The 18,605-nt window shown below is 62.1% G+C and carries 18 protein-coding genes; 6 read left to right on the top strand and 12 right to left on the bottom strand.

The window, feature by feature from the left end; all coding sequences use genetic code 11:
• The first annotated feature begins 8 nt into the window (after window positions 1-8).
• A complete protein-coding gene (locus NKJ91_RS20725; protein ID WP_352457061.1) occupies window positions 9-527 on the top strand; it encodes a DUF2314 domain-containing protein in 519 nt (172 codons plus the stop codon).
• A gap of 54 nt (window positions 528-581) precedes the next feature.
• On the opposite strand, the gene NKJ91_RS20720 is transcribed toward NKJ91_RS20725, so the two are convergent.
• From NKJ91_RS20720 to NKJ91_RS20705, 4 genes are all read right to left on the bottom strand, one after another.
• Window positions 582-1,343 carry a glutamine amidotransferase gene (locus tag NKJ91_RS20720; RefSeq protein ID WP_352457059.1) on the bottom strand — a complete coding sequence of 254 codons (762 nt, stop codon included), beginning with the start codon at window positions 1,341-1,343 and terminating at the stop codon, window positions 582-584.
• Between the two features lie 86 nt (window positions 1,344-1,429).
• Window positions 1,430-2,431 carry a rhamnose ABC transporter substrate-binding protein gene (locus NKJ91_RS20715; RefSeq protein ID WP_023677420.1) on the bottom strand — a complete coding sequence of 334 codons (1,002 nt, stop codon included), beginning with the start codon at window positions 2,429-2,431 and terminating at the stop codon, window positions 1,430-1,432.
• Between the two features lie 46 nt (window positions 2,432-2,477).
• Window positions 2,478-3,467 carry an ABC transporter permease gene (locus NKJ91_RS20710; RefSeq protein WP_352457057.1) on the bottom strand — a complete coding sequence of 330 codons (990 nt, stop codon included), beginning with the start codon at window positions 3,465-3,467 and terminating at the stop codon, window positions 2,478-2,480.
• The gene (locus tag NKJ91_RS20705) at window positions 3,464-6,019 is read right to left on the bottom strand and encodes an ATP-binding cassette domain-containing protein (protein ID WP_352457055.1); all 2,556 of its coding nucleotides are present in this window, start codon (window positions 6,017-6,019) and stop codon (window positions 3,464-3,466) included. The genes NKJ91_RS20710 and NKJ91_RS20705 overlap by 4 nt, the downstream gene beginning before the upstream one ends.
• A gap of 196 nt (window positions 6,020-6,215) precedes the next feature.
• On the opposite strand from NKJ91_RS20705, the gene NKJ91_RS20700 reads away from it, so the two are divergent.
• Window positions 6,216-7,499, top strand: a complete 1,284-nt coding sequence (locus NKJ91_RS20700; RefSeq protein ID WP_352457054.1) for an ROK family transcriptional regulator — start codon at window positions 6,216-6,218, stop codon at window positions 7,497-7,499.
• A gap of 192 nt (window positions 7,500-7,691) precedes the next feature.
• A complete protein-coding gene (locus NKJ91_RS20695) occupies window positions 7,692-7,892 on the top strand; it encodes a CsbD family protein (protein ID WP_023719429.1) in 201 nt (66 codons plus the stop codon).
• A 372-nt stretch (window positions 7,893-8,264) separates the two neighbouring features.
• On the opposite strand, the gene NKJ91_RS20690 is transcribed toward NKJ91_RS20695, so the two are convergent.
• Window positions 8,265-8,846 (bottom strand): hypothetical protein, encoded by a 582-nt coding sequence (locus NKJ91_RS20690; protein ID WP_352457052.1) that lies wholly within the window; start codon window positions 8,844-8,846, stop codon window positions 8,265-8,267.
• A 270-nt stretch (window positions 8,847-9,116) separates the two neighbouring features.
• Between NKJ91_RS20690 and NKJ91_RS20685 the strand changes: the two genes are divergently transcribed.
• Together NKJ91_RS20685 and NKJ91_RS20680 are read left to right on the top strand one after the other, a co-directional pair.
• On the top strand, window positions 9,117-9,470 hold the full coding sequence (locus NKJ91_RS20685; protein ID WP_352457050.1) for a hypothetical protein: 354 nt from the start codon (window positions 9,117-9,119) through the stop codon (window positions 9,468-9,470).
• An 84-nt stretch (window positions 9,471-9,554) separates the two neighbouring features.
• Entirely contained in the window at window positions 9,555-10,148 is a 594-nt protein-coding gene (locus NKJ91_RS20680) for an SOS response-associated peptidase (protein ID WP_352457048.1), read from the top strand.
• Between the two features lie 99 nt (window positions 10,149-10,247).
• Here NKJ91_RS20680 and NKJ91_RS20675 read toward each other — a convergent pair whose 3' ends face one another.
• Both NKJ91_RS20675 and NKJ91_RS20670 read right to left on the bottom strand, forming a co-directional pair.
• A complete protein-coding gene (locus tag NKJ91_RS20675; protein WP_352457047.1) occupies window positions 10,248-10,793 on the bottom strand; it encodes a group I truncated hemoglobin in 546 nt (181 codons plus the stop codon).
• A gap of 665 nt (window positions 10,794-11,458) precedes the next feature.
• Window positions 11,459-11,782, bottom strand: a complete 324-nt coding sequence (locus NKJ91_RS20670) for a hypothetical protein (protein WP_352453636.1) — start codon at window positions 11,780-11,782, stop codon at window positions 11,459-11,461.
• Between the two features lie 506 nt (window positions 11,783-12,288).
• On the opposite strand from NKJ91_RS20670, the gene NKJ91_RS20665 reads away from it, so the two are divergent.
• Window positions 12,289-12,906 (top strand): cupin domain-containing protein, encoded by a 618-nt coding sequence (locus NKJ91_RS20665; protein WP_352453637.1) that lies wholly within the window; start codon window positions 12,289-12,291, stop codon window positions 12,904-12,906.
• Window positions 12,907-13,239: 333 nt separating this feature from the next.
• On the opposite strand, the gene NKJ91_RS20660 is transcribed toward NKJ91_RS20665, so the two are convergent.
• Genes NKJ91_RS20660 through NKJ91_RS20640 form a run of 5 tightly spaced genes read right to left on the bottom strand, consistent with a single transcriptional unit; the run spans window position 13,240 to window position 18,445 of the window.
• Window positions 13,240-13,758, bottom strand: a complete 519-nt coding sequence (locus tag NKJ91_RS20660) for a flavin reductase family protein (protein ID WP_352453638.1) — start codon at window positions 13,756-13,758, stop codon at window positions 13,240-13,242.
• A 27-nt stretch (window positions 13,759-13,785) separates the two neighbouring features.
• Complete coding sequence (locus NKJ91_RS20655) at window positions 13,786-15,204, bottom strand: FAD/NAD(P)-binding protein (protein WP_352457046.1); 1,419 nt, start codon at window positions 15,202-15,204, stop codon at window positions 13,786-13,788.
• On the bottom strand, window positions 15,201-16,376 hold the full coding sequence (ssuD, locus tag NKJ91_RS20650) for an FMNH2-dependent alkanesulfonate monooxygenase (RefSeq protein ID WP_023722900.1): 1,176 nt from the start codon (window positions 16,374-16,376) through the stop codon (window positions 15,201-15,203). Before ssuD ends, NKJ91_RS20655 begins: the two co-directional genes overlap by 4 nt.
• A 33-nt stretch (window positions 16,377-16,409) precedes the next feature.
• Window positions 16,410-17,657: an SfnB family sulfur acquisition oxidoreductase gene (locus NKJ91_RS20645; RefSeq protein ID WP_352457045.1), complete on the bottom strand. Its 1,248-nt coding sequence runs from the start codon at window positions 17,655-17,657 to the stop codon at window positions 16,410-16,412.
• Complete coding sequence (locus tag NKJ91_RS20640; RefSeq protein WP_352457044.1) at window positions 17,654-18,445, bottom strand: ABC transporter ATP-binding protein; 792 nt, start codon at window positions 18,443-18,445, stop codon at window positions 17,654-17,656. The genes NKJ91_RS20645 and NKJ91_RS20640 overlap by 4 nt, the downstream gene beginning before the upstream one ends.
• Between the last annotated feature and the right edge of the window lie 160 nt (window positions 18,446-18,605).

Here is an 18,605-nt window from a genome sequence, read left to right as displayed (position 1 = left end):
GGTCTTTTATGAGCGAAAAATCTCAATCGAACGGTGAATTCGACGAACCGCGGAATGAGCCACTCTTCACGGCTATCTCGCAGACAGACCCCGCCTTCCTAGCAGCTTACGATCGCGCGCTTGCGAGTGTGCCGACATTTGTCGAACATATCGAGGGAAATGCAGATGCCTTCTGTTCCGCGAAGCTTCGGTTTCGCGATCCCGACGAGTCCGTACGTCTTCGGGAGGACCACTTTGTTTTCCTTTGGCTTGCCGCTGTGCATTATCATGCTGAGGAGCGGCTATTTTCAGGTGCGTTTTTCGAGGTGCCACCCGAGCTTCAGAAATGGCATCAAGTCGGACAGCGACTTTCGTTTGAAGGCGATGATATTTTCGATTGGATGGTTCTCGACGCGGGGCACTTGCAGGGGGGATTCACATTGCGTGTAACCCGAGACAAGCTTCCTGAGAAAGATCGTGGCTCATACGATCGATACATCGGGTTTCGGTTTATGAGCCACTGCCGTCCTGATTCAACGTATGCTTGATAGCCTGGTCTTTCGTTGGAGGATTGGGCAGCCGCACTGGTCAAACCAGCTTTCTCATTCATCGCCGGCGAGCCAACGGACCATGTTCGCCATCAGTCTTCCGTAGAACGGCCATCCGAGGAAATCCTGCGAGAGCCAATGCGGGCCGATATCGGTTGCCCAGGCAATCGTGCGGCCGCGGCCATGGCTACCGACGGCAAGGAGCGGCCAGTCGGTGCCGCGATGGTGGCAGGTCGCCAGAAGCCGGGACGAACCGTCGCGCCTGAATTCCAGCTTGTTCATGCCGAGAATCGGCGGCAAAGGCCCCTCCACCCCGGAAAAAATCGGATGTGACGACTGCAGGACGGAGGCCTGCAGTCCTTGCGGCACCTCCATGCCGTCGCAGTAGGGTAGGCAACGGACCGGCAGAACGTCCTCGACCGGAGTGTCGTGGAAACGCGCCGTCCCGAACATGCCCTGAAAGCCCATGTAACCGCCGGCCAGCATCAGCCCGCCGCCACCTTCGACATAGGCCTTGAGCACATCGAGGCGGTTGACGCCGACACGCCCGGCGCGGGCATCCGGCGTCACCAGCAATGTCAGGGCGCCGACGTCGGAGATCACCACCGCCTGATATTGGGCGAGCCCATCGAGGTCATAGGGAAACTCCGCGCCGCAACGCTCGCCGCCGATCTGCGTGACCGCGATGCCTTCAGTGGCCAGCGCGGCATTGAAGGCCGTCGCACCATTTGCCGAGGCCGCACTTGTAAGCACGTCGCTGCCGATGGCAACCGAGGTCGTCGCTGCAAAGGTTTCGCCTGCAAGCAATATCTTCATTGCCGCCCCGCACTGTTTTCATTCGAGAGGTTTTTAGGAAGGGCGCCGGATGGACCGGCGCCCCCTAGAACTCAAGCTCTATAGGATCAGAATTTGAACTCGGCCAGATTTTCGGGAGTCACGATCTTGGCCGGACCAAGGATCAGTTCGCCGCCGGCGCCAATCGTGTATTCGCCGAGCCTGCCTGCCGTGAACTTCTCACCCTCCTTGCCGGTGATCTTGCATTGCGCAAACGCCTGGGCCGTCTGATAAGTAAGATAGCCAAGATCGGTGACGTTCCACCAGATATCCTGAGCCGCTTCGTCCTTGATGTATTTCGAGATCAGAGTGGCCGGCGCGAGGCCGGTCAGCTTGACCTTGCCGATCATGCCCGCTTCCTCGAGTGCACGCGCGGCCGCCGGAAGGCCGATGCCTGCCGGGACGATGATCACCTTGAGATCTGGAAACGCCTGGACCAGCGCCAATGCCTGCTGCTGGTTGATCTGTTCGCTTTCTTCGCCATAGGCCACCTGCACCAGCTTCATTTTGGAGAACTTCGGCTCGGCCGCCATCTTCGCCTTCATGAAGTCGATCCAGGCATTCTGGTTGGTCGCCGTCGGCGTCGACGACAGGATCGCGAATTCGCCTTCACCGCCGCTGAGGGCGAATGCACTTTCGAGCATCATCTCGGCGAGGCTGTCGCCCTTCACCTGATTGACGAACACTGCACGCGCATCGGCGGCCACATCGGAGTCATACGAAATCACTCTGACGCCCTGCTGAACGGCGCGCTTCAGCGCAGGCGCGACGGCATTGGCGTCGTTGCCGGCAATTGCGATGACTCCGACCTTCTGCGACACGAGGCTGTTGATGAATTCGATCTGCGCCTCGGCGGTCGCCTGCGATGGGGCGACCTGGGTAGCGGTGCCGCCAATTTCCTTGGCTGCCTCTTGTGCGCCTCCGAAGGCCACTTTGAAGTAGGGATCCGTGTCGAGCTTGGGCAGGAAACCGACCGTTACGGGTTCCTTGGCGCACTCCTGGCTGAAGGCCAGCGAGCTTGGCGCAAGCAGAACCGCGGATGCGAGCAGGGCTAATCTAAACGCTTTCATTGTGACTCCTCCGTCAAAATTCGGGCTTGAAGGAAGGGGCCCGAGATCACCCCTTTGTCTCGCGCATTGCGCGGGATCTGCTGAGCATCTCCTGTGTGGAGCGCCAGTAATTGCCGACCAGCAGCGAGCCTATCAAAAGCAGGCCGATGATCATGCCCTGCGCGTCGCCACCGATCTGGTTCAGCGCCAGCACGTTGCGGATGATGGCGATCAGGACCAGTGCCAGCATGACGCCGGTCAGGCGGCCCTTGCCGCCAAAGACGCTGACGCCGCCGAGCAGCACGATGGTGATGACGTCGAGCTCCATGCCGAGCGCATTGTTGGCGCGGGCGTTGGAAAGGCGCGCGGTGTAGACGATGCCGGCTATCGCCGCGACGACGCCCGAGACGACGAACAGGTTCAGCACCATCCGGCGCGTGTTTATGCCGGAATAGCGCGCCACTTCGGGGCTGCCGCCGAGCGCGTAGATGCGCTTGCCGGTCGGCGTCTTCTGCAGCACGACCGCAAACACCGGCGCCAGCACCAGGAAGGGCACGATGGTCCACGGTATCTCGGTGCCAGGCAGGTTGTTGATGCCGAAATCGACGACCGCGGGCGGCAGGATGTTGACCGAGCCGGTGCCGAGCAGGATGTAGCCAATGCCTCGATAGAGCGCCATGGTGCCGAGCGTCACAACCAACGACTGCAGTCCAAGGCCCGAGACCAGATAGCCGTTGAAGGCGCCGAGCAGGCCGCCGATGACGAGCGTCAGCGGGATTGCGGCAAGTGTCGGCACACCGGCCTGGACCAGCAAGCCAAAGACGACGGACGTCAGCGCCAGCACCGAGGCGATCGACAGGTCGATCTCGCGGGTGATGATGAGCAGCGCCATCGGCAGGATCAGCAATGCCTTTTCCGAGGCGCTGGCGGCCAGTTGCGAGAGATTGAAGCCGGAAACGAAATTCGGCACGAAGATCGCCGCGTAGAGGAAGATGGCCACGCAAGAGGTCGCCAGCAGCAGATCCCAGAAGTCGATCGAACGGAGGAACTTTTTCACCGCGCCCTCGCCTGTCTTGCCTGCTCGGCCCGCCGCACGATGAAGGTGTCGATGCCGATGGCGACCAGGATCACGAGGCCGTAGACGCCCTGCAGCCACAGCGGGTCGACGCGCACCAGCGTCAGCCCGTTTTTGATGACGAGCAGCGTGAGCGCGCCGAGGATGATGCCGAGCAGCGTGCCCGAACCACCGCGGATGGCGACGCCGCCGACCACCGCCGACGCGATCACGGTGAGTTCGAAACCGAGCGCGACGCGGGCATCGATGGTCGCATAGCGGGATGCCCACAGCGCGCCGCACAGGCCGCCGAGCAGGCCGGCCATGCCAAAGGCCAGCAGGATGCGGCGGTCGACGGGGATGCCGATAAGACGCGCGCCGTCGGGATTGGAGCCGGCGGCGAACAGTTCGCGCCCGATGGCTGTACGATAGAGCAGCACGTAGCCCAGGCACAGGATAACGATCGCGATGACGACGATCAGCGGCACGCCGGCGATCTTCAGGCCGGTCATGTCGAGCCAGGCTTGCGTTACTTCGTCGGCGCTGATCTGGTCACCGGCTGCCCAGATCGAGTTGAAGCCGCGGAAGATCGACATCGAGGCCAGCGTGACGACGATCGCCGGGATCTTTCCCCTGGTGACGACGAGGCCGTTGATCAGGCCGGCGACGCCACCGACGGCGCATGCGGTTATCAGGCCAATGCCGATGTCGAGCCCTGGATAGGCCTGGACCATGCTGGCCGCCATGTAAGCCGACAGGCCGATCACCGCAGCGATCGAAAGGTCGATGTTGCGGGTGATCAGCACCAGCATCTGCGCGAGTGCCGCAACGACGAGCAGGGCGGCATCCATCGACACGGCGGTCAGGTTTGCAGCGCTCACCATGCGCGGGTTGATGATGGTGACCGGGATGGCGACCGCCAGCATCGCGGCGAGCAGACCGAACTCCCGCCGCTTCAGTATGTCGAGCGGTCCTTTTCTCTTCTCCTCGCCGGTGGCCTGTGCCGCATCGGCGCTTTCGCCGGCCTTGGTCGCTGCTTCCAGCACCTTTTCCTGAGTGGCTTCGCCCCTGGCAAATTCGGCCGTCCGATGGCCTTCGCGCAGGACGATGATGCGGTCGCACATGCCGATGAGCTCGGGCATTTCGGAGGAGATCAGGATTATTGCCATGCCCTGGGCGGCAAGGTCGGCGACCATCGCATGCACTTCCGCCTTGGTGCCGACGTCGATGCCTTGCGTCGGCTCGTCGAGGATGAGGACGCGCGGTTCGGTGAGCAGCCATTTGGCCAACACCACCTTCTGCTGGTTGCCGCCGGACAGTTCCTTTACCGGCTGCGCGTAGCCGGAAAAGCGAAGCTTCATGCGCTTCAGCCAGTCCGAAACCAGATTGATCGCGCGGTTCGTGCCGTAGAAACCGGAGCGGGCTGCCTTGTCGAGGACTGGCAGCACCGCGTTGTCGAGGATGGAAAAATCCATCACCAGGCTCTGGCCCATGCGGTCTTCAGAGACATAGGCGATACGCGCATCCATGGCGTCGCGTGCCGACGCGAAGCGCACTGCTTCGCCGTCGATCAGGATTTCGCCGGCATCGGGCTGGTCGATTCCGAACAGCACGCGCGCGATCTCGGTCCGCCCGCTGCCGACCAGGCCGCCGAGCCCGAGCACCTCGCTGGCATGGAGCTTGAGGTCGATATTGGAAAAGCCACCGGCGTGCGAAAGCCCCCTCGCCTCCAGCACCAGTGCGCCGGTGGCGTGGCTTCGTTGCGGATAGAGGTCGGTGACCTCACGGCCGACCATCATGCCGATGGCAGCGGCGCGGCCAAGCTCGGCCTTCGGCTTGACGCCAATGAGACGCCCGTCGCGCAGCACCGCGATGCGGTCGGCGATGCGGAAGATCTCGTCCATGCGGTGGCCGACGAACATCATCGCCACGCCGTGCAGCCGCAGGTCGGCGACGACAGTGAACAGCCGCTCGACCTCGCGCTGCGACAGGGCGGCCGTCGGCTCGTCCATGATCAGCACCCGCGCGTCGAGCGACAGGGCGCGGGCGATCTCGACCAGTTGCTGTTCGGAGGTGCGCAACATTCCGAGCCGGGTTTCGGCCGGCACGTCGAGGCCGACTGTCGCCAGCACCCTGCGCGCGCCGGCAAGCATGGCGGCGTTGTCGATGCCGCCGAAGCGGTCGCGCGGCATATGGCCGAGATAGATGTTCTCCGCCACCGAAAGATCAGGGAAAAGACCGGGGTGCTGGTGCATGACCGAGATGCCGGCAGCCTGGGCGTCGTGCGGCGAATGGAAGACCACAGGCTTGCCATCGACTTCGACATGGCCGCCGGTCGGGAGATACACGCCGGCCAGCAGCTTCACGCAGGTGCTCTTGCCGGCGCCGTTTTCGCCAAGCAGAGCCAGCACCTCGCCTGAGCGCAATTCGAAGGACGCGTCCTTGAGGGCAATCGTGCCGCCGAAGGCTTTTGTCGCCTGAACCAGGGCAACGGGGACAGCCGCGTCGCTCTTCACCATGGCGTCGGCTTCGCCTAATGCGCCTAAGTGCAGCACCTTTCCTCCCTGGTCCTGTTTTTTCAATTTGCTATATTAAATGGCCGAATGCCGCAACTGGAAAATTGACTTCCATGGCCGCGAAGGGCACTGTCGCGTCGCGCACGGGTGCGATTGGAGTGCTCGACCCCGCGGCAGCCTCAAAGCTGCAAGCGGCTGGAGTGGCTCTGCGGGAATGAATGGGGAGGCGTCGGTTTTGTCCGGAAAAGGCAGCAATTCGGTCAAGGTTCGGCATTATAACGAGCGCTTCGTGCTTGATGCCATTCGCCGCCTGAAGGAGGCATCCAAGTCCGATCTGGCGCGCGCCGCAAATCTGACGCCGGCTGCGGTCGCCACCATTGTCGACGGGCTGGAATCGTCCGGATTCGTAAAGCAAGTGGGAAAAAGGTTCGGGCAACGCGGATCGCCATCCACTCTCTACCGACTTGCACCTGAGCGTATCTACAGCGTCGGCATCAAGATCGGCCGGCGCGCGCTGGAAGCCGTGCTCGTCGACTTTGCCGGCGAGGTCCGCTCGCGCGAGTCGCACGAATATCGCTTTCCGGATCCCGACATGGTGCTCAAGGCAGGCAACATGTCGCTGGCCAATTTCGACAAGCTGGTCGAGGGGCTTGGCGATGCCAGCATCGTCGGCGTCGGCATCGCCTCGCCATATTTCCTCGGCGGCTGGAGCGAAGAGCTCGGCTTTCCCGACGATCTCGGCAGCCGCTGGGAAGCAATCGATCTGACGACGTTCTTCGCCACAAAGCCGAAGACCCCGGTCTTCGTGGAAAACGACGCATCATCGGCCGCACTCGCCGAACTCATCCAGGGGACCGGCGCGCGGTTCCGCGACTTCATGCATATCTCGATCGACACCTTTGTCGGCGGCGGACTGGTGCAAGGCGGCAAGGTCCATACCGGGCCGCACGGCAACAGCGCCGCGCTCGGTCCTTTGCCGGTCTCGCCTTCAAGCCTCGATTCGGTGGCGGCCAAGCCGGCGCGCTACCAGAGCCTGCTGCATCGCGCTTCGATCTATGTGCTGGTCAATCATCTCAAATCGCGCGGCATCGAGATCAACCGCGTGCGCGAACTCGACCCCTTGCCGCCAGGGGCGCACGAACCGCTGTCCGAATGGATCGACGATTGCGCCAATGCGCTGGTCGAGGCGATCATCGCCATCACCTCCGTCATCGACATCGAGGCGATCGTTCTCGACAGCATCCTGCCGCGGCCGATCCATCTCGAGCTGCTGGCAAAGGTGCAGACCCAGTTCAACAGGATCAGCGCCATCGGCATCGTGGCGCCGGAAATCGTCTCGGGACAATTCGGCCCCGAGGCCTCGCCGATCGGCGCGGCGATGCTGCCGTTCTCGGCACTGTTGGCGCCCGACAGCGGCGTGCTCATGATCGGCAAGGACAGAACAATGCTGCCGGGCAGCCTTTCGAGGCTTGCCAGCCAAGGCCAACCAGCAAGAAGCTCAGCGCCTTCAACGGCATAAGACAGTGCCGCGAAAGAGCATCAAGCTCCAGGCATCATCAACATCAGCTCGCAGTCCGGCACGGGCACGACGGGCTTTTTGCGCCGGCACTGGAACTTTTAGCGGCTGCTAATCTTCATTCGTCACCAACATTGAAATGCCGATCGGTCCGCGCTCCGCTTCAGTGCGGGCCCAGGAAGCAAGGAGGAACATATGAACTGGGATCAAATCAAGGGAAAATGGACGCAGTTCAAAGGCAAGGCGAAGGAGCAGTGGGGTGACCTCACCGACGACGATCTTGATCGTATCGAGGGCAATAGGGACCAGCTCTTGGGACGCATCCAGGAGCGATATGGGATCGCCAAGGAAGAGGCGGAGCGCCAGGTTGATAACTGGTCCAGAAGCATCAGCTGAGCCTTTGGATGCAATGCCGTTTGCTGCCCACCACCGGGGTGAAACTCTGCGTCGCCCGCCGTGCCGACTGGTGCCGTGGGCTCTTTCGACAGCGAGGCCCGCGAGGAACCTTTAGCCGCATCTAATGTTCCACTTGCGTGGCGGGCTTCGCCCCGGCGTGCGCCCAGCCCAGATGCAAGGAGTGCAATCGTGAACAACATTATCTGGCTGGTCGGCGCCATCGTGATCGTAATCGCCATTTTGAGCTTTTTGGGTCTGCGATAGGCCTTAGCCCTCTCCTCGACCTCTTCGATTCGGCAACGGCTCCCTCTCGGCGTGGCCTCACTGCCCGTTGCATTCAAGCAGGTCAGACTTAGGTCCCAAGCAAGATACTCAAGGATTGGACCGAAGCCCCGGCTGAGGAACGTAGCCGGCTGGCTCACGTTGTGGTGAGCTTTGGCGCGACGAAGATGCGTCCGGGCGGATGAGTTCAAGCCAGGGAGGAGAGGCCCCGACGCTCCGAACGGGCGGCGGGCCTGGACGTAAATGCAAACGATCAGCAGGCTGTTCAATTCCCATGCCCAGGCAGCACGTGCCGTTGCCAGGCTTCAGGCTGCCGGGATTCGTCGCCGGCAAATCAGCGTCGTCGGATCTTACAATGACAATGATGAACCGATCAGCGTTGCTGGATATTACGAAGATGAGATGAGCGCTCTCTGGCGAGGTGCCGTCGCTGGTGCCGCACTTGGCGCGACGGCTGGTCTGTTGGCCGGCTTCAGCGCTTTTGGAGCTCAAGACGTTGATCCTGCGGGGATGACCGGCATGGCCCTGGTCGGTGCGGCTTGGGGCGGCTTTGCCGGCGTGCTTCTCGGAACTTTTGCCAATTTTGCCCAGAAGCCGCGCAAGCCGAAGATCGCTGAGGGTGTCGTATTGGTGATTGCTCGCGTCGATGAAAGGCAGGCCGGCGCCGCGCATACGGTGCTCCGGAGTTTCGCGGAGATGCCTTCCGGGCCGATGAAGAGGAGCGCTTTGCCAAATTCAAGCCGGCTCCGCGTCCGATCTGGTGCCCGATGAAGTTTGTTTCGCGAAACGGGAATTCAAACCGGAGGCGCCCGACGAAAGCTTGGCAAACCAACACTTTGGAAGCATGCGGGCTACTTGCCGTCGTGTTGTCCTTTATTCTTACCGTTCTGTTGGTTGGTCTCATCCTTGGCTGAACCCATGCCCTTGCCACCGGCGACACTAATGCCCGGCAATTGGCGAAGGTTGTGGCCAGTTCGAAGGATTAAACCATTCGTGCTAAGCGTTAATAGGTTATCGGCAAAAGTAGAGGGCGATCACGTGGACAAACGGGCTGAAGGAGACGCGGAGAAATTGGCTCGAGGCGAGTTCGAGCTCAAAGCCGAACGATATGGCGTGAACGCCTTTCTTCTCGTTGTCGAACTTGTAAATCTGCTGGAAAAGCGCGGAACGATCAGCAGCGACGACGTCGCGAAAATCGCCGAAGCCGCCGCACTTGCCGTTGCCGCATCCAGCGAACCCGACGTGAACAGCATCAATCTGTTGCAGGCCATCGCTGCCGCACGCCGGCCCAAATAGGCTTATATCAAATCCGCCAGCAATCGGCGCCAACCGATAAACGCTATGTTGAACTGATCTCGGTCGAGCGTACGGAGCCTTTCCATGTGCAATGACTACGAGCAGCACATCGCCTGGGCCGAATACTGCCGGATGATGGAATCGCTGGCGCTCAAAATCCCCAGCCATCAAACCGAATTGGATCTGCCGCAGGCGGATGACATCCACATCAACGACCCCGCGCCGGTAATGCGCGCCGCCGGCGACGCAATCGAACTGGCGTCGATGACGTTCGGCTTTCCCCCGGCCGGGCCAAAAGGCGGACCTGTATTCAACTTTCGCTCGGAGGGCCGGCAGTTCAGCAACAGCAAGCGCTGTCTCGTTCCGGCGTCGGCATTCTTCGAATTCACGGGAGCGAAATATCCAAAAACCAAGCACAGGTTCACGCTGAATGGCCATTCGTTCATGGCGATTGCCGGGCTGTGGCGCGAGGGTGTCGGCAACAAGCCGCCGACGTTCACGATGCTGACGACCGATCCGGGGCCGGATGTCGCGCCATATCACAATCGGCAAGTGGTTGTGCTGCGGCCATCGGACTGGGCGGCATGGATCCATCTGACGAAGTCCGAGGCTGAACTCATGCTGCCACTGCCGGAAGGGTCGCTCAGCGCGGAAACAGTTCGCGCAGGTTCCGAGTAGGATCCATCGGAAGACTGCGCGCGCTGAGCTACGGCCGCGCCGCATCGTCACGGCGATGCGCGCCATGCTCAGAACGAATGCCCGCGCGATATAAGCGCTTCAGCCCGGCTTGACGTAGCCGGCGGTGACCTCGTCTTTGTGGGCGGCGAAAGCTTCCAGGACTTCGGTTTTCTCAGGCTTCGGAATTTTGAAATGATCCAACGTCCGCCCGAGTTCGGCTGCGACCTCATCGAATTCCGCGGGGGAAATCCGCAGGTCGCGATGCGCCTCCTCGAGACCGAGCGGCGTCGTGCCGGGCTTGGTGGCGACGAACTTGAAGGGCCCGCCAGAAACGTCGCAGACCCACAGCGTGCGCATGAACTTAAGGCCGGGCAACCTTTCCAGGTTCTTGGTGTGCCATTTGCGCAGCTGCGGATTCTTGGACTTTTGGCCGACGATCGGGTTCCTCACGACGGCGTCGCTGAAATGATCGATCACCGCTGCGATGGCAAACACGCCGCCCAGCCGCTCATACAGACTTTTCTCGGATGTGGTTTTCTTCGTCTGCGCGAGCGCCTTGTCGACAGGCAATACCGACGTCGATGCGGCGGCCAGCGCCAGCGCGGCGACAACACTTCGTCTTGTGAGAGAAGTCGAAATTTTCATCCCTGGTTCCCTTCGAGGTTAGGCCAGAGCGAGCCGCAGCCTGTCTGGCGGGCTTCATGAAATGACATTCGGACACTTTGCCGTATTTTAGCATCGCCTAAAGAACTAACGAGCCCTTCGCCCGAATTATTCCGATTGGGCGGCATTGCCGTGGTCAACATGCGTCAAAAGGGGCGAAGGCCGCGCGGATGAGGAAGTGTTAAGCACGCGTCGCTGCACGCGGCAGAGGTCGCGAAGCCACTTCGGCCGCATCTGTGCCCCTGACCTTGGGCATTTTCCTTCTGTGTCGTGTTGTCGGCGGCAATCAGCCCCGGTAGGGGGCGTACAATCGCTTCCCGCGGCTTTGCCGGCTGCTTGCGGCCAATAGCCTGTGCTTTTCGAAGATCGCGAGCTTCTGCGGATAGGTCATCCGCACCTTGGCGTTGCACCCGTCGCATCTGAAGTGCGCGATTGTTCTTAGTGCAGAGCCCTTTCTTACCGCCGGATGCAAGCAATCCGGACATTCGAATGTGAGCGCGACATCCGATAAGTCTTCGGCTAAGCCCATTTCCGTCCCCTTCGCAAGCTCGGTGGCTACACTCTGGCGATTCTCAATGAGCAATTCAGATGCCAATCCGATTGTGCCAATGCGGGACTAGAACAATTCGCCTCGGAACGCCGCCTAGCTAGTGCGCCTTCTCTGCGCCTTTTGAGCGACGAAGAGACCTAACTTCCTCCAGCAGTTCGCGCTCATTGGTAGTCACGTTTCGGAAGATTGCGACAATCATCACCGCCAAGGCTTCGGCATCCAGGCTTAGAGGGTCAATGTGCTCATCTGCGCAAACCTGATCAAACACGCGTTCACAAATAGCCAAATCGTGAGGGCTGAGGCGAGTGCGATTGAAACGCCGGCGCGACATTTGCGAGCCTTCGACGCCCGCCGCCCCGTTGCAAAAGAAGCGGGCCTTGGCAAGAAACGCGAGTCGTTGAGTGGTTGTTCCCGGCTGCAAGCTTTGTTAAGCCGCCTGCAGCAGGGCAGACTGGAACGCCTTCCCCGCGCGCATCATGGCGCGTGCGAGCGGAGCTGTGCCTCGACCTTGGCATTTTCCTAGCATGGCGAGATGCTTGGCACCTCAGGCATTTTCGGGCGCCCGCCCGAACGGGGCTGGCCGCCATGCGCGGGCCGATCTTGGACGGCTGGACCGTTGGACTCACGTCAGACACAGTAGCCTGGGGGCAAGACTGCTTCGAACTCTAAACGGGGGCCGTCGGCTACCCATTTGACGACGCGGAGGAGCCACGCCTTGCGCTGCTGGCACTCGTCATCGCAGCCAATGCCACCGCGACACCTAGTTCCAACGCTTGAAAACTCTCCCTAGAGGGTTTGGCATCATGAACAGTCTTCTTTGGCGGCAGGCGCTTTAGCTCGCTCGAAACTTGGTCCGTGCCGTAAGTCGGTACATATGCTATAGCTAATATTGGGTCGAGGGGACGACCATGAAAGGGAGGACCAACCATGAAGCCGCATTCCCTCAGCGCCCGCCGTATTGGCCTGCTTATATTCTCGGTGTGTGCTTTCGGGCTGATGACGTCAGCCTCAATGCCCGCAGACAGCAAATTCGCCGTCGAGCCGGTGGTTGAGAAAAAGGTGAAGGAACTGCCCTCCGGACCGTTGTACTGGCGGCTGGATAATCTGCCAACGCTGGCGCAAGCCCAAAGCGTTGCGGGCCCGACCTCGCTTGCGGCCGAGGTCGCAGGCAAGGTCTGGCTGTTCACGCTTGGACCGAAGGATGGCTCTACGACCGGCGGAACCAAGGTCGTCGAGATCGGACCGATCCCTCCGATCAGCGCAAGCGAGTATTTGCTGCGTGTCAACCGCGCCGGTGGAGCGCCCGGCGTCAAGACGAAGATCCATACGCATCCGGGACCGGAGGCCTTCTATGTGCTGGCCGGCAAGCTCGGCCAGAGAACGCCCCACGGAGTGACCTATGCTGAAGCTGGCACGGCAATGATCGGACACGGGGCCAACACGCCGATGGAGGTGTTCAGCGCCGGCACAACCGATCTCGATGAGCTGGCCATCTTCGTGGTCGACGCCAATCAGCCGTTCTCGTCGCCGGCCAGCCTCGATTGAGGCGACATTTCCCGGGATGATACTTCCGCTCTCCACCTGTTGCAGACAGTCGGCGACCAGTTGACGCTAACAGGTGCATGCTGAATTCGATGGTGCTGCGAGAGAGGATTGAACTCTAGGTATCTATAATAAAATCAACTACTTACGATGAGTTTTGTAACATTGTGACGGGCGACAAAATGGCTGGGAATCACTTCTAGCCTGCGGTTCTGGGTGGACGCCAAAAGACCCGCCTCCCCTTTACTGTTTTCTCTCCAAGGCATTCTAGATCAAGCCTTCATTTGAATGCCTGGACCTTCACCGCGCCGCCAAGCACCAGGAACCGAAATACGTTTACGACGATCCGTATGCGCCGTGATGATAGATCAGCGCCGGGCCCGGCTCTCCGCTCACCACATGCCGGACGCTGCCGAGGATCAGCGCGTGGCTGTGGCGAATAATAGTATCCTCAACCGCGCAGTCGACCGCGGCAAGCGCCTCGTCGAGTGCCAGTGCGCCGCTTGCAAGGCTGGACCAGCGAGCGCCCTCGTAGCGCGCCGACCCCTTCAGGCCACCGCGCCCGGCAAAGCGGTCGGCAATCGCGATCTGGTCGGCACGCAGCACATTCACGCAGAAATGCCGATGCCGGCTGATGGCTGCCCAGGTAGACGAGTTCAGATTGATGCTGACAACCATCACCTCTGGTTCGACCGATAGGGAATGGGCGGTGGTAACGGTTGCGCCCGTCCGTTCGTCGCCAACACCGGCGGTGACCACGGAGACAGCTCCGGCCAGGTGTCGCATCGCAAATTTCAGGGGAACCCGGGTTTCCACTAAGGTTTCCAATAGGGGAACGCGTTCGGTCAGTGTCATCTGGATAGCCTCATCGTGTTTGCAGCTTCACGACGCCTTGCGACGCAACGCCGTTTGGTATCCCAACCATTGGTGAATTTCGGCGGCGATGCGCTCGGCATGTGCGGTGACTTCGGGAATTCCCATCAGTTCGCCGACGCTGCCTCGCGCCAGTGGCCCGCTGACGAAAATGCTATCGGTCGGGCGCCCGGATGTGCCGACCGCACGGCCTTGGCTGTCGGTATCCAAACCAAGACCAATCGGATCGAGCCGGACCAATCCCATCCGCGCGAGCGCCGCAATCGCCGTGTTGGTCCGCAAGATATCGGCGTGCGCCGGTCCGGTCGTCACGATCACACTGTCGAAAGCATCGACAACGAGGCTGCGTTGGCCACGCAGCCGCTGCCTGACGCGAATGCATCCGTCTACCTGTTCGGCGCCGACAATCGATGCGGCGCGATAGGAAAGCCTGCCCTCGGCAGCGCGGCGATCGAGCACGGCCGCGATCTGTGGCGCAACGCGGAAGCGATGCACATCCCACAGCGCGCGAAGATGACGCACAACCTGGCGCTGCTCGGCTAGCGGCAAGGCCTGCCAGATGGCCTGTCCCTGACGCCGGACGGCATCGAGCACCGGGTGCCAGTCTTCGCCCTGACGCTTGGCATCAAGAATCGTGGCCCGGATGCGCTTGAACAGTGCCGTTGCGCTGCGTGAAGGAAGGGTCGTGAAATCACCGACTGGATCGGCCGGTATCGAGGCGTGGCTGCGCGAGCGATAGCCATGACGTGACAGCGCGACAATGTGGCCACGATGCCCCTTGCGGTCGAGGGTCGCAATCACGTCCGCCGACGTCAGTCCGGTGCCAACGACCAGGACACGGTCGTCGCGGCCGATCGCTTCCAGCCTCTCGAGATCATAGGGATTGGCCACCAGCCCGGCTGTGCCAGCCACGGACTTCAGGGGCATCGGCAAGGCCGGCGGCGGATGCGTCGTCGCAATCACCACGGCGTCGGCAGCGAGCGTCCCGCCATCAGCGAGGATCAGACGGTAGCCCTCGCCGGTGCGCTCGACCGATGCGACGGCGGACCTGACATGGCGGATCGTTTTGCTGAGCAGAAAGGGCTGGAGATGGGATTCGACATAGCCGCCGAAAACACGGCGCTGCGGGTAGATCGCGCCGTTGGCGGCAATAGCCTCGACATCCCCCACAATAGCGCTGCTCTGCTGCAGCCAGTCGGCGAAGTGGCTATCCTGGCCGGAGATCAGCGTCATCCTCGAGGCCGGCACATTGATGCGGTGTGAAGGATCGGTCGTCGAATAGGCCAGACCATAGCCGAGCCTTTCGCGCGGCTCGACGACCACGATATCGGATGCACTGGCCGGCAGCAGCCGCGCCAGATGAAACGCAGTCGCCGCACCTGAAAAGCCGCCGCCGACAATCGCTATGATCGGTTCGCTGGCGCTCAAGACTGGCTCGCGCGCAGCGACGACGGGCGATGGTCGCCGGCCACCGTTTCGCCGAAGGGGCCCATGTTAACCGCCGTCGGCCGCGTCGAGATTTCGTGATCGAGCGGCAACAGCGGCAGCACCAGTTCGCCGAAGCGATAGGCTTCCTCCAGATGCGGATAGCCGGACAGGATGAAGGTATCGATGCCGATGCGCCGGTATTCGTCGATGCGCTCCGCCACCGTCGCCGCATCGCCGACCAGAGCGGTGCCGGCGCCGCCGCGCACCAGGCCGACACCGGCCCACAGATTCGGACTGATTTCGAGTTTGTCGCGACGGCCGCCATGCAGCCGGCTCATGCGCGACTGGCCGACGGAATCCATGCGCGCGAAAACCTTCTGCGCCTCGGCGATCGTCTTGTCGTCCAGGCGGCTGATCAGGCGGTCGGCATCGGCCCAGGCTTCGTCATTGGTTTCGCGAACGATGACATGCAGCCTGATGCCGAAACTCACCTGGCGTCCGGCCTTCTCGGCAAGGCCGCGCACATGGTCGACCTTGGCGGCGACGTCAGCCGGCGGTTCGCCCCAGGTGAGGTATTTGTCGATCTGCTCGGCGGCGACCGCATTGGCCGCCTCCGACGAGCCACCGAAATACAGCGGCGGATGCGGGGTCTGCACAGGCGGGAACAGCAGCCTTCCGTCCTCGATGCGGAAGTGCTTGCCTTCGAAGGCAATGGTCTCGCCGCTGAGCACGGCCTTGTAGATATCGAGAAACTCCCGCGTCACCTCATAGCGCTCGTCATGGCTGAGGAAGATGCCGTCGCCCTTGTTCTCGACCGGGTCACCGCCGGTGACCACGTTGATAAGCAGGCGCCCGCCGGAAATGCGGTCGAGCGTCGAGGTCATCCGCGCGGCAAGCGTCGGCGATTGCAGGCCCGGCCGCACCGCAACGAGGAAGCGGAGCCGCTGCGTCAACGGCGCCAGCGCCGACGCCACGACCCAGCTGTCCTCGCAGCTTCGGCCGGTCGGCAGCAGCGCGCCGTAATAGCCGATGGCGTCGGCGGCCTTGGCGACCTGGGTCAGATAGGGCAGGTCGACCGCCCTGCCCCCCTCGGAGGTGCCGAGATAGCGGCTGTCGCCATGGGTCGGGAGAAACCACAGGACCTTGATCCTGTCGGGGATGGCAGTGCTCATGAACAGTCCTTTGTGACTTTACGGCGTTCTCGCTCAGCTCCAGGCGTGGAGCGGCGGATTGACGTCGTTCAGGTAATAGTTGCCGAGGATCGCGTATTTCCAGCGCACCGGATCGTGCAGCGTGTGGGTTCGGGCGTTGCGCCAGTGCCGGTCGAGATTGTGCTCGGCCAGTGTGGATCGCGTGCCGGCGAGTTCGAACAGTTTGTTGGTGGCGTTGATGGCGATCTCGGTGGTGAGGATCTTGGATTCGGCAACCGCGATCTGCGCTTCCGCGACGGTCTTATCGTTCGGATCGGCCACGGCGCGGTCGACCGCCAGCCCTGCCTTGTCCAGAACGGCCTGCGCCGCATTGGCCCGCAGGCGAAGGTCACCGACGGCCTGGATAGTGTAGGGATCCTGCCAGGCATGATCGACGCCGCTGTCGATCCACGCGCGCGACTTGGTGCGCACGAAGCTGACGGTTTCGTCGATCGCCGCGTTGGCGATGCCGAGATCGACAGCAGCCTGGATGATCTGGAAGATGGCGCCGTCGGCCGTCGCCCGGTCATAGCCCTTGTAGCCGGGGACGAGATGCGTCTTCGGCACTTTCACATTGTCGAGCAGGACTGTGCCGGACAGCGTCGTCTTCTGGCCGAAGCTCGACCAGTCGTCGATGACCGTCAGTCCGGGCGCGCCGCGATCGGCGATGGCATACCAGGCCCGGCCCTCGTCATCGAGCGCCACGATCGGCACCAGATGGGCGAGCAGCGCGCCGCTTGAATAGAATTTCTGGCCATTGACCACGACGTGGTCGCCAGCGTCGACGAATTTGGTCTCAAAATCGGCCGCCCGCTTGGAGCCGAATTCCGAGAACGCGTTGCCGAACCGCGTGCCGGACAGAACTTCGGCGAAGAGCAACTGCTTCTGGGCCTCGTCAGAGACGGTGCGGATGGCGGCGACGACGCCGAGATGGTTCTGCGGAATCTGGCCGAGCGACGGATCGGCCGCCGAGATGATGGTGATCACCTTCGACAGCGTCACATAGGAGAGTTCCGGTCCGCCATAGGCCTTCGGCACGTTGATCGACCACAGGCCGCTCTGCGAAAACGCATCGAGCTCTTCCTTCGGCCAGATGCGCTCGCGGTCCCGCCTGGAGGCGTCCTTGGCGAAGTCTGCGGCCAGTTTTTCCGCCACAGCGATCGCCTCGGCATCGGTCTTGATGACATGCGCTCTGGCCGACGGACGCTCGACCGGAGGGACGGCGCTGCGAGTATCGGACGGCTGCTTCGATTGGATGGTCATGCTGCGGTCTCCTGGGGAAAATGTTGCGATGGAAGCGGCGTGCCGCCGAGATAGTAGGTCTTGATGTCGTCGCGCTGGCGCAGGTCGGCGGCCGACCCTTCCAGCACGCTCTTTCCGTTTTCGAGCACGGTGGCGCGGTCGGCATATTTCAGCGCCACTGCCGAATTCTGCTCGGCGACAAGGATCGAAAGATCTTCGTCCCGATTGAGCCGCTTCAAAGCGCTAAAAATCTCGTCGACGATCAGCGGCGCCAGCCCCATCGAAGGCTCGTCCAGCACGAACAGTTTCGGCCGCGACATCAGACCGCGGCCGATCGCCGTCATCTGCTGCTCGCCGCCGGAGGTGAGGCCGGACCGGGTTCGCCGCTTCTCGGCGAGCCTAGGGAAAAGCGCATAGACGCGGTCGAGGTCGGCCTTGACGCCGGTGCGGGAGGACGAACGCCCGAGCGCGCCGGTCAGAAGGTTCTCCTCGACCGTCAGCGAGCGGAAGCAGTGTCGGCCCTCGAGGACCTGGACCAGACCCTTGCGGACGAGGTGAGAGGGGCTTGCCCTGGAGACATCCTCGCCGTCGAAAGTGATCCGGCCAGCGGTAACGGTGCCGCGCTCGGCCGGGAGGAGATTGGATATGGCGCGTAGCAGCGTCGTCTTGCCGGCGCCGTTGGAGCCGAGCAGTGCGACGATCTCGCCTTTACCGACCGACAGGTCGACACCGTGCAGGGCGGCGATGGCGCCGTTGTAGACGGCCTCCACGCGACTGACCGACAGGATCGGATTTTCCGGGCTGGACATCGATGACTCCGCAATAGGCAGGAAATCGCGGGCCGGCCCGGGGGCCGGCGCCGGGTTTTTTGGGTGAGGTTGGGGCCCCAGGGTTGGGGGGTTTGGGCGGGGGGGTGGTTTTGGCCCGTTTCGTGGGGTTGGGCTCGGGCGCGGTGTGGGGGTTGGGGGG

The sequence above is a fragment of the Mesorhizobium sp. M0040 genome (assembly GCF_040323505.1).
In the GTDB taxonomy this organism is placed as follows: Bacteria; Pseudomonadota; Alphaproteobacteria; order Rhizobiales; family Rhizobiaceae; genus Mesorhizobium.
The sequence above is the reverse complement of the archived record's forward strand: the minus strand, read 5'-3'. Positions and strand labels throughout refer to the sequence as shown.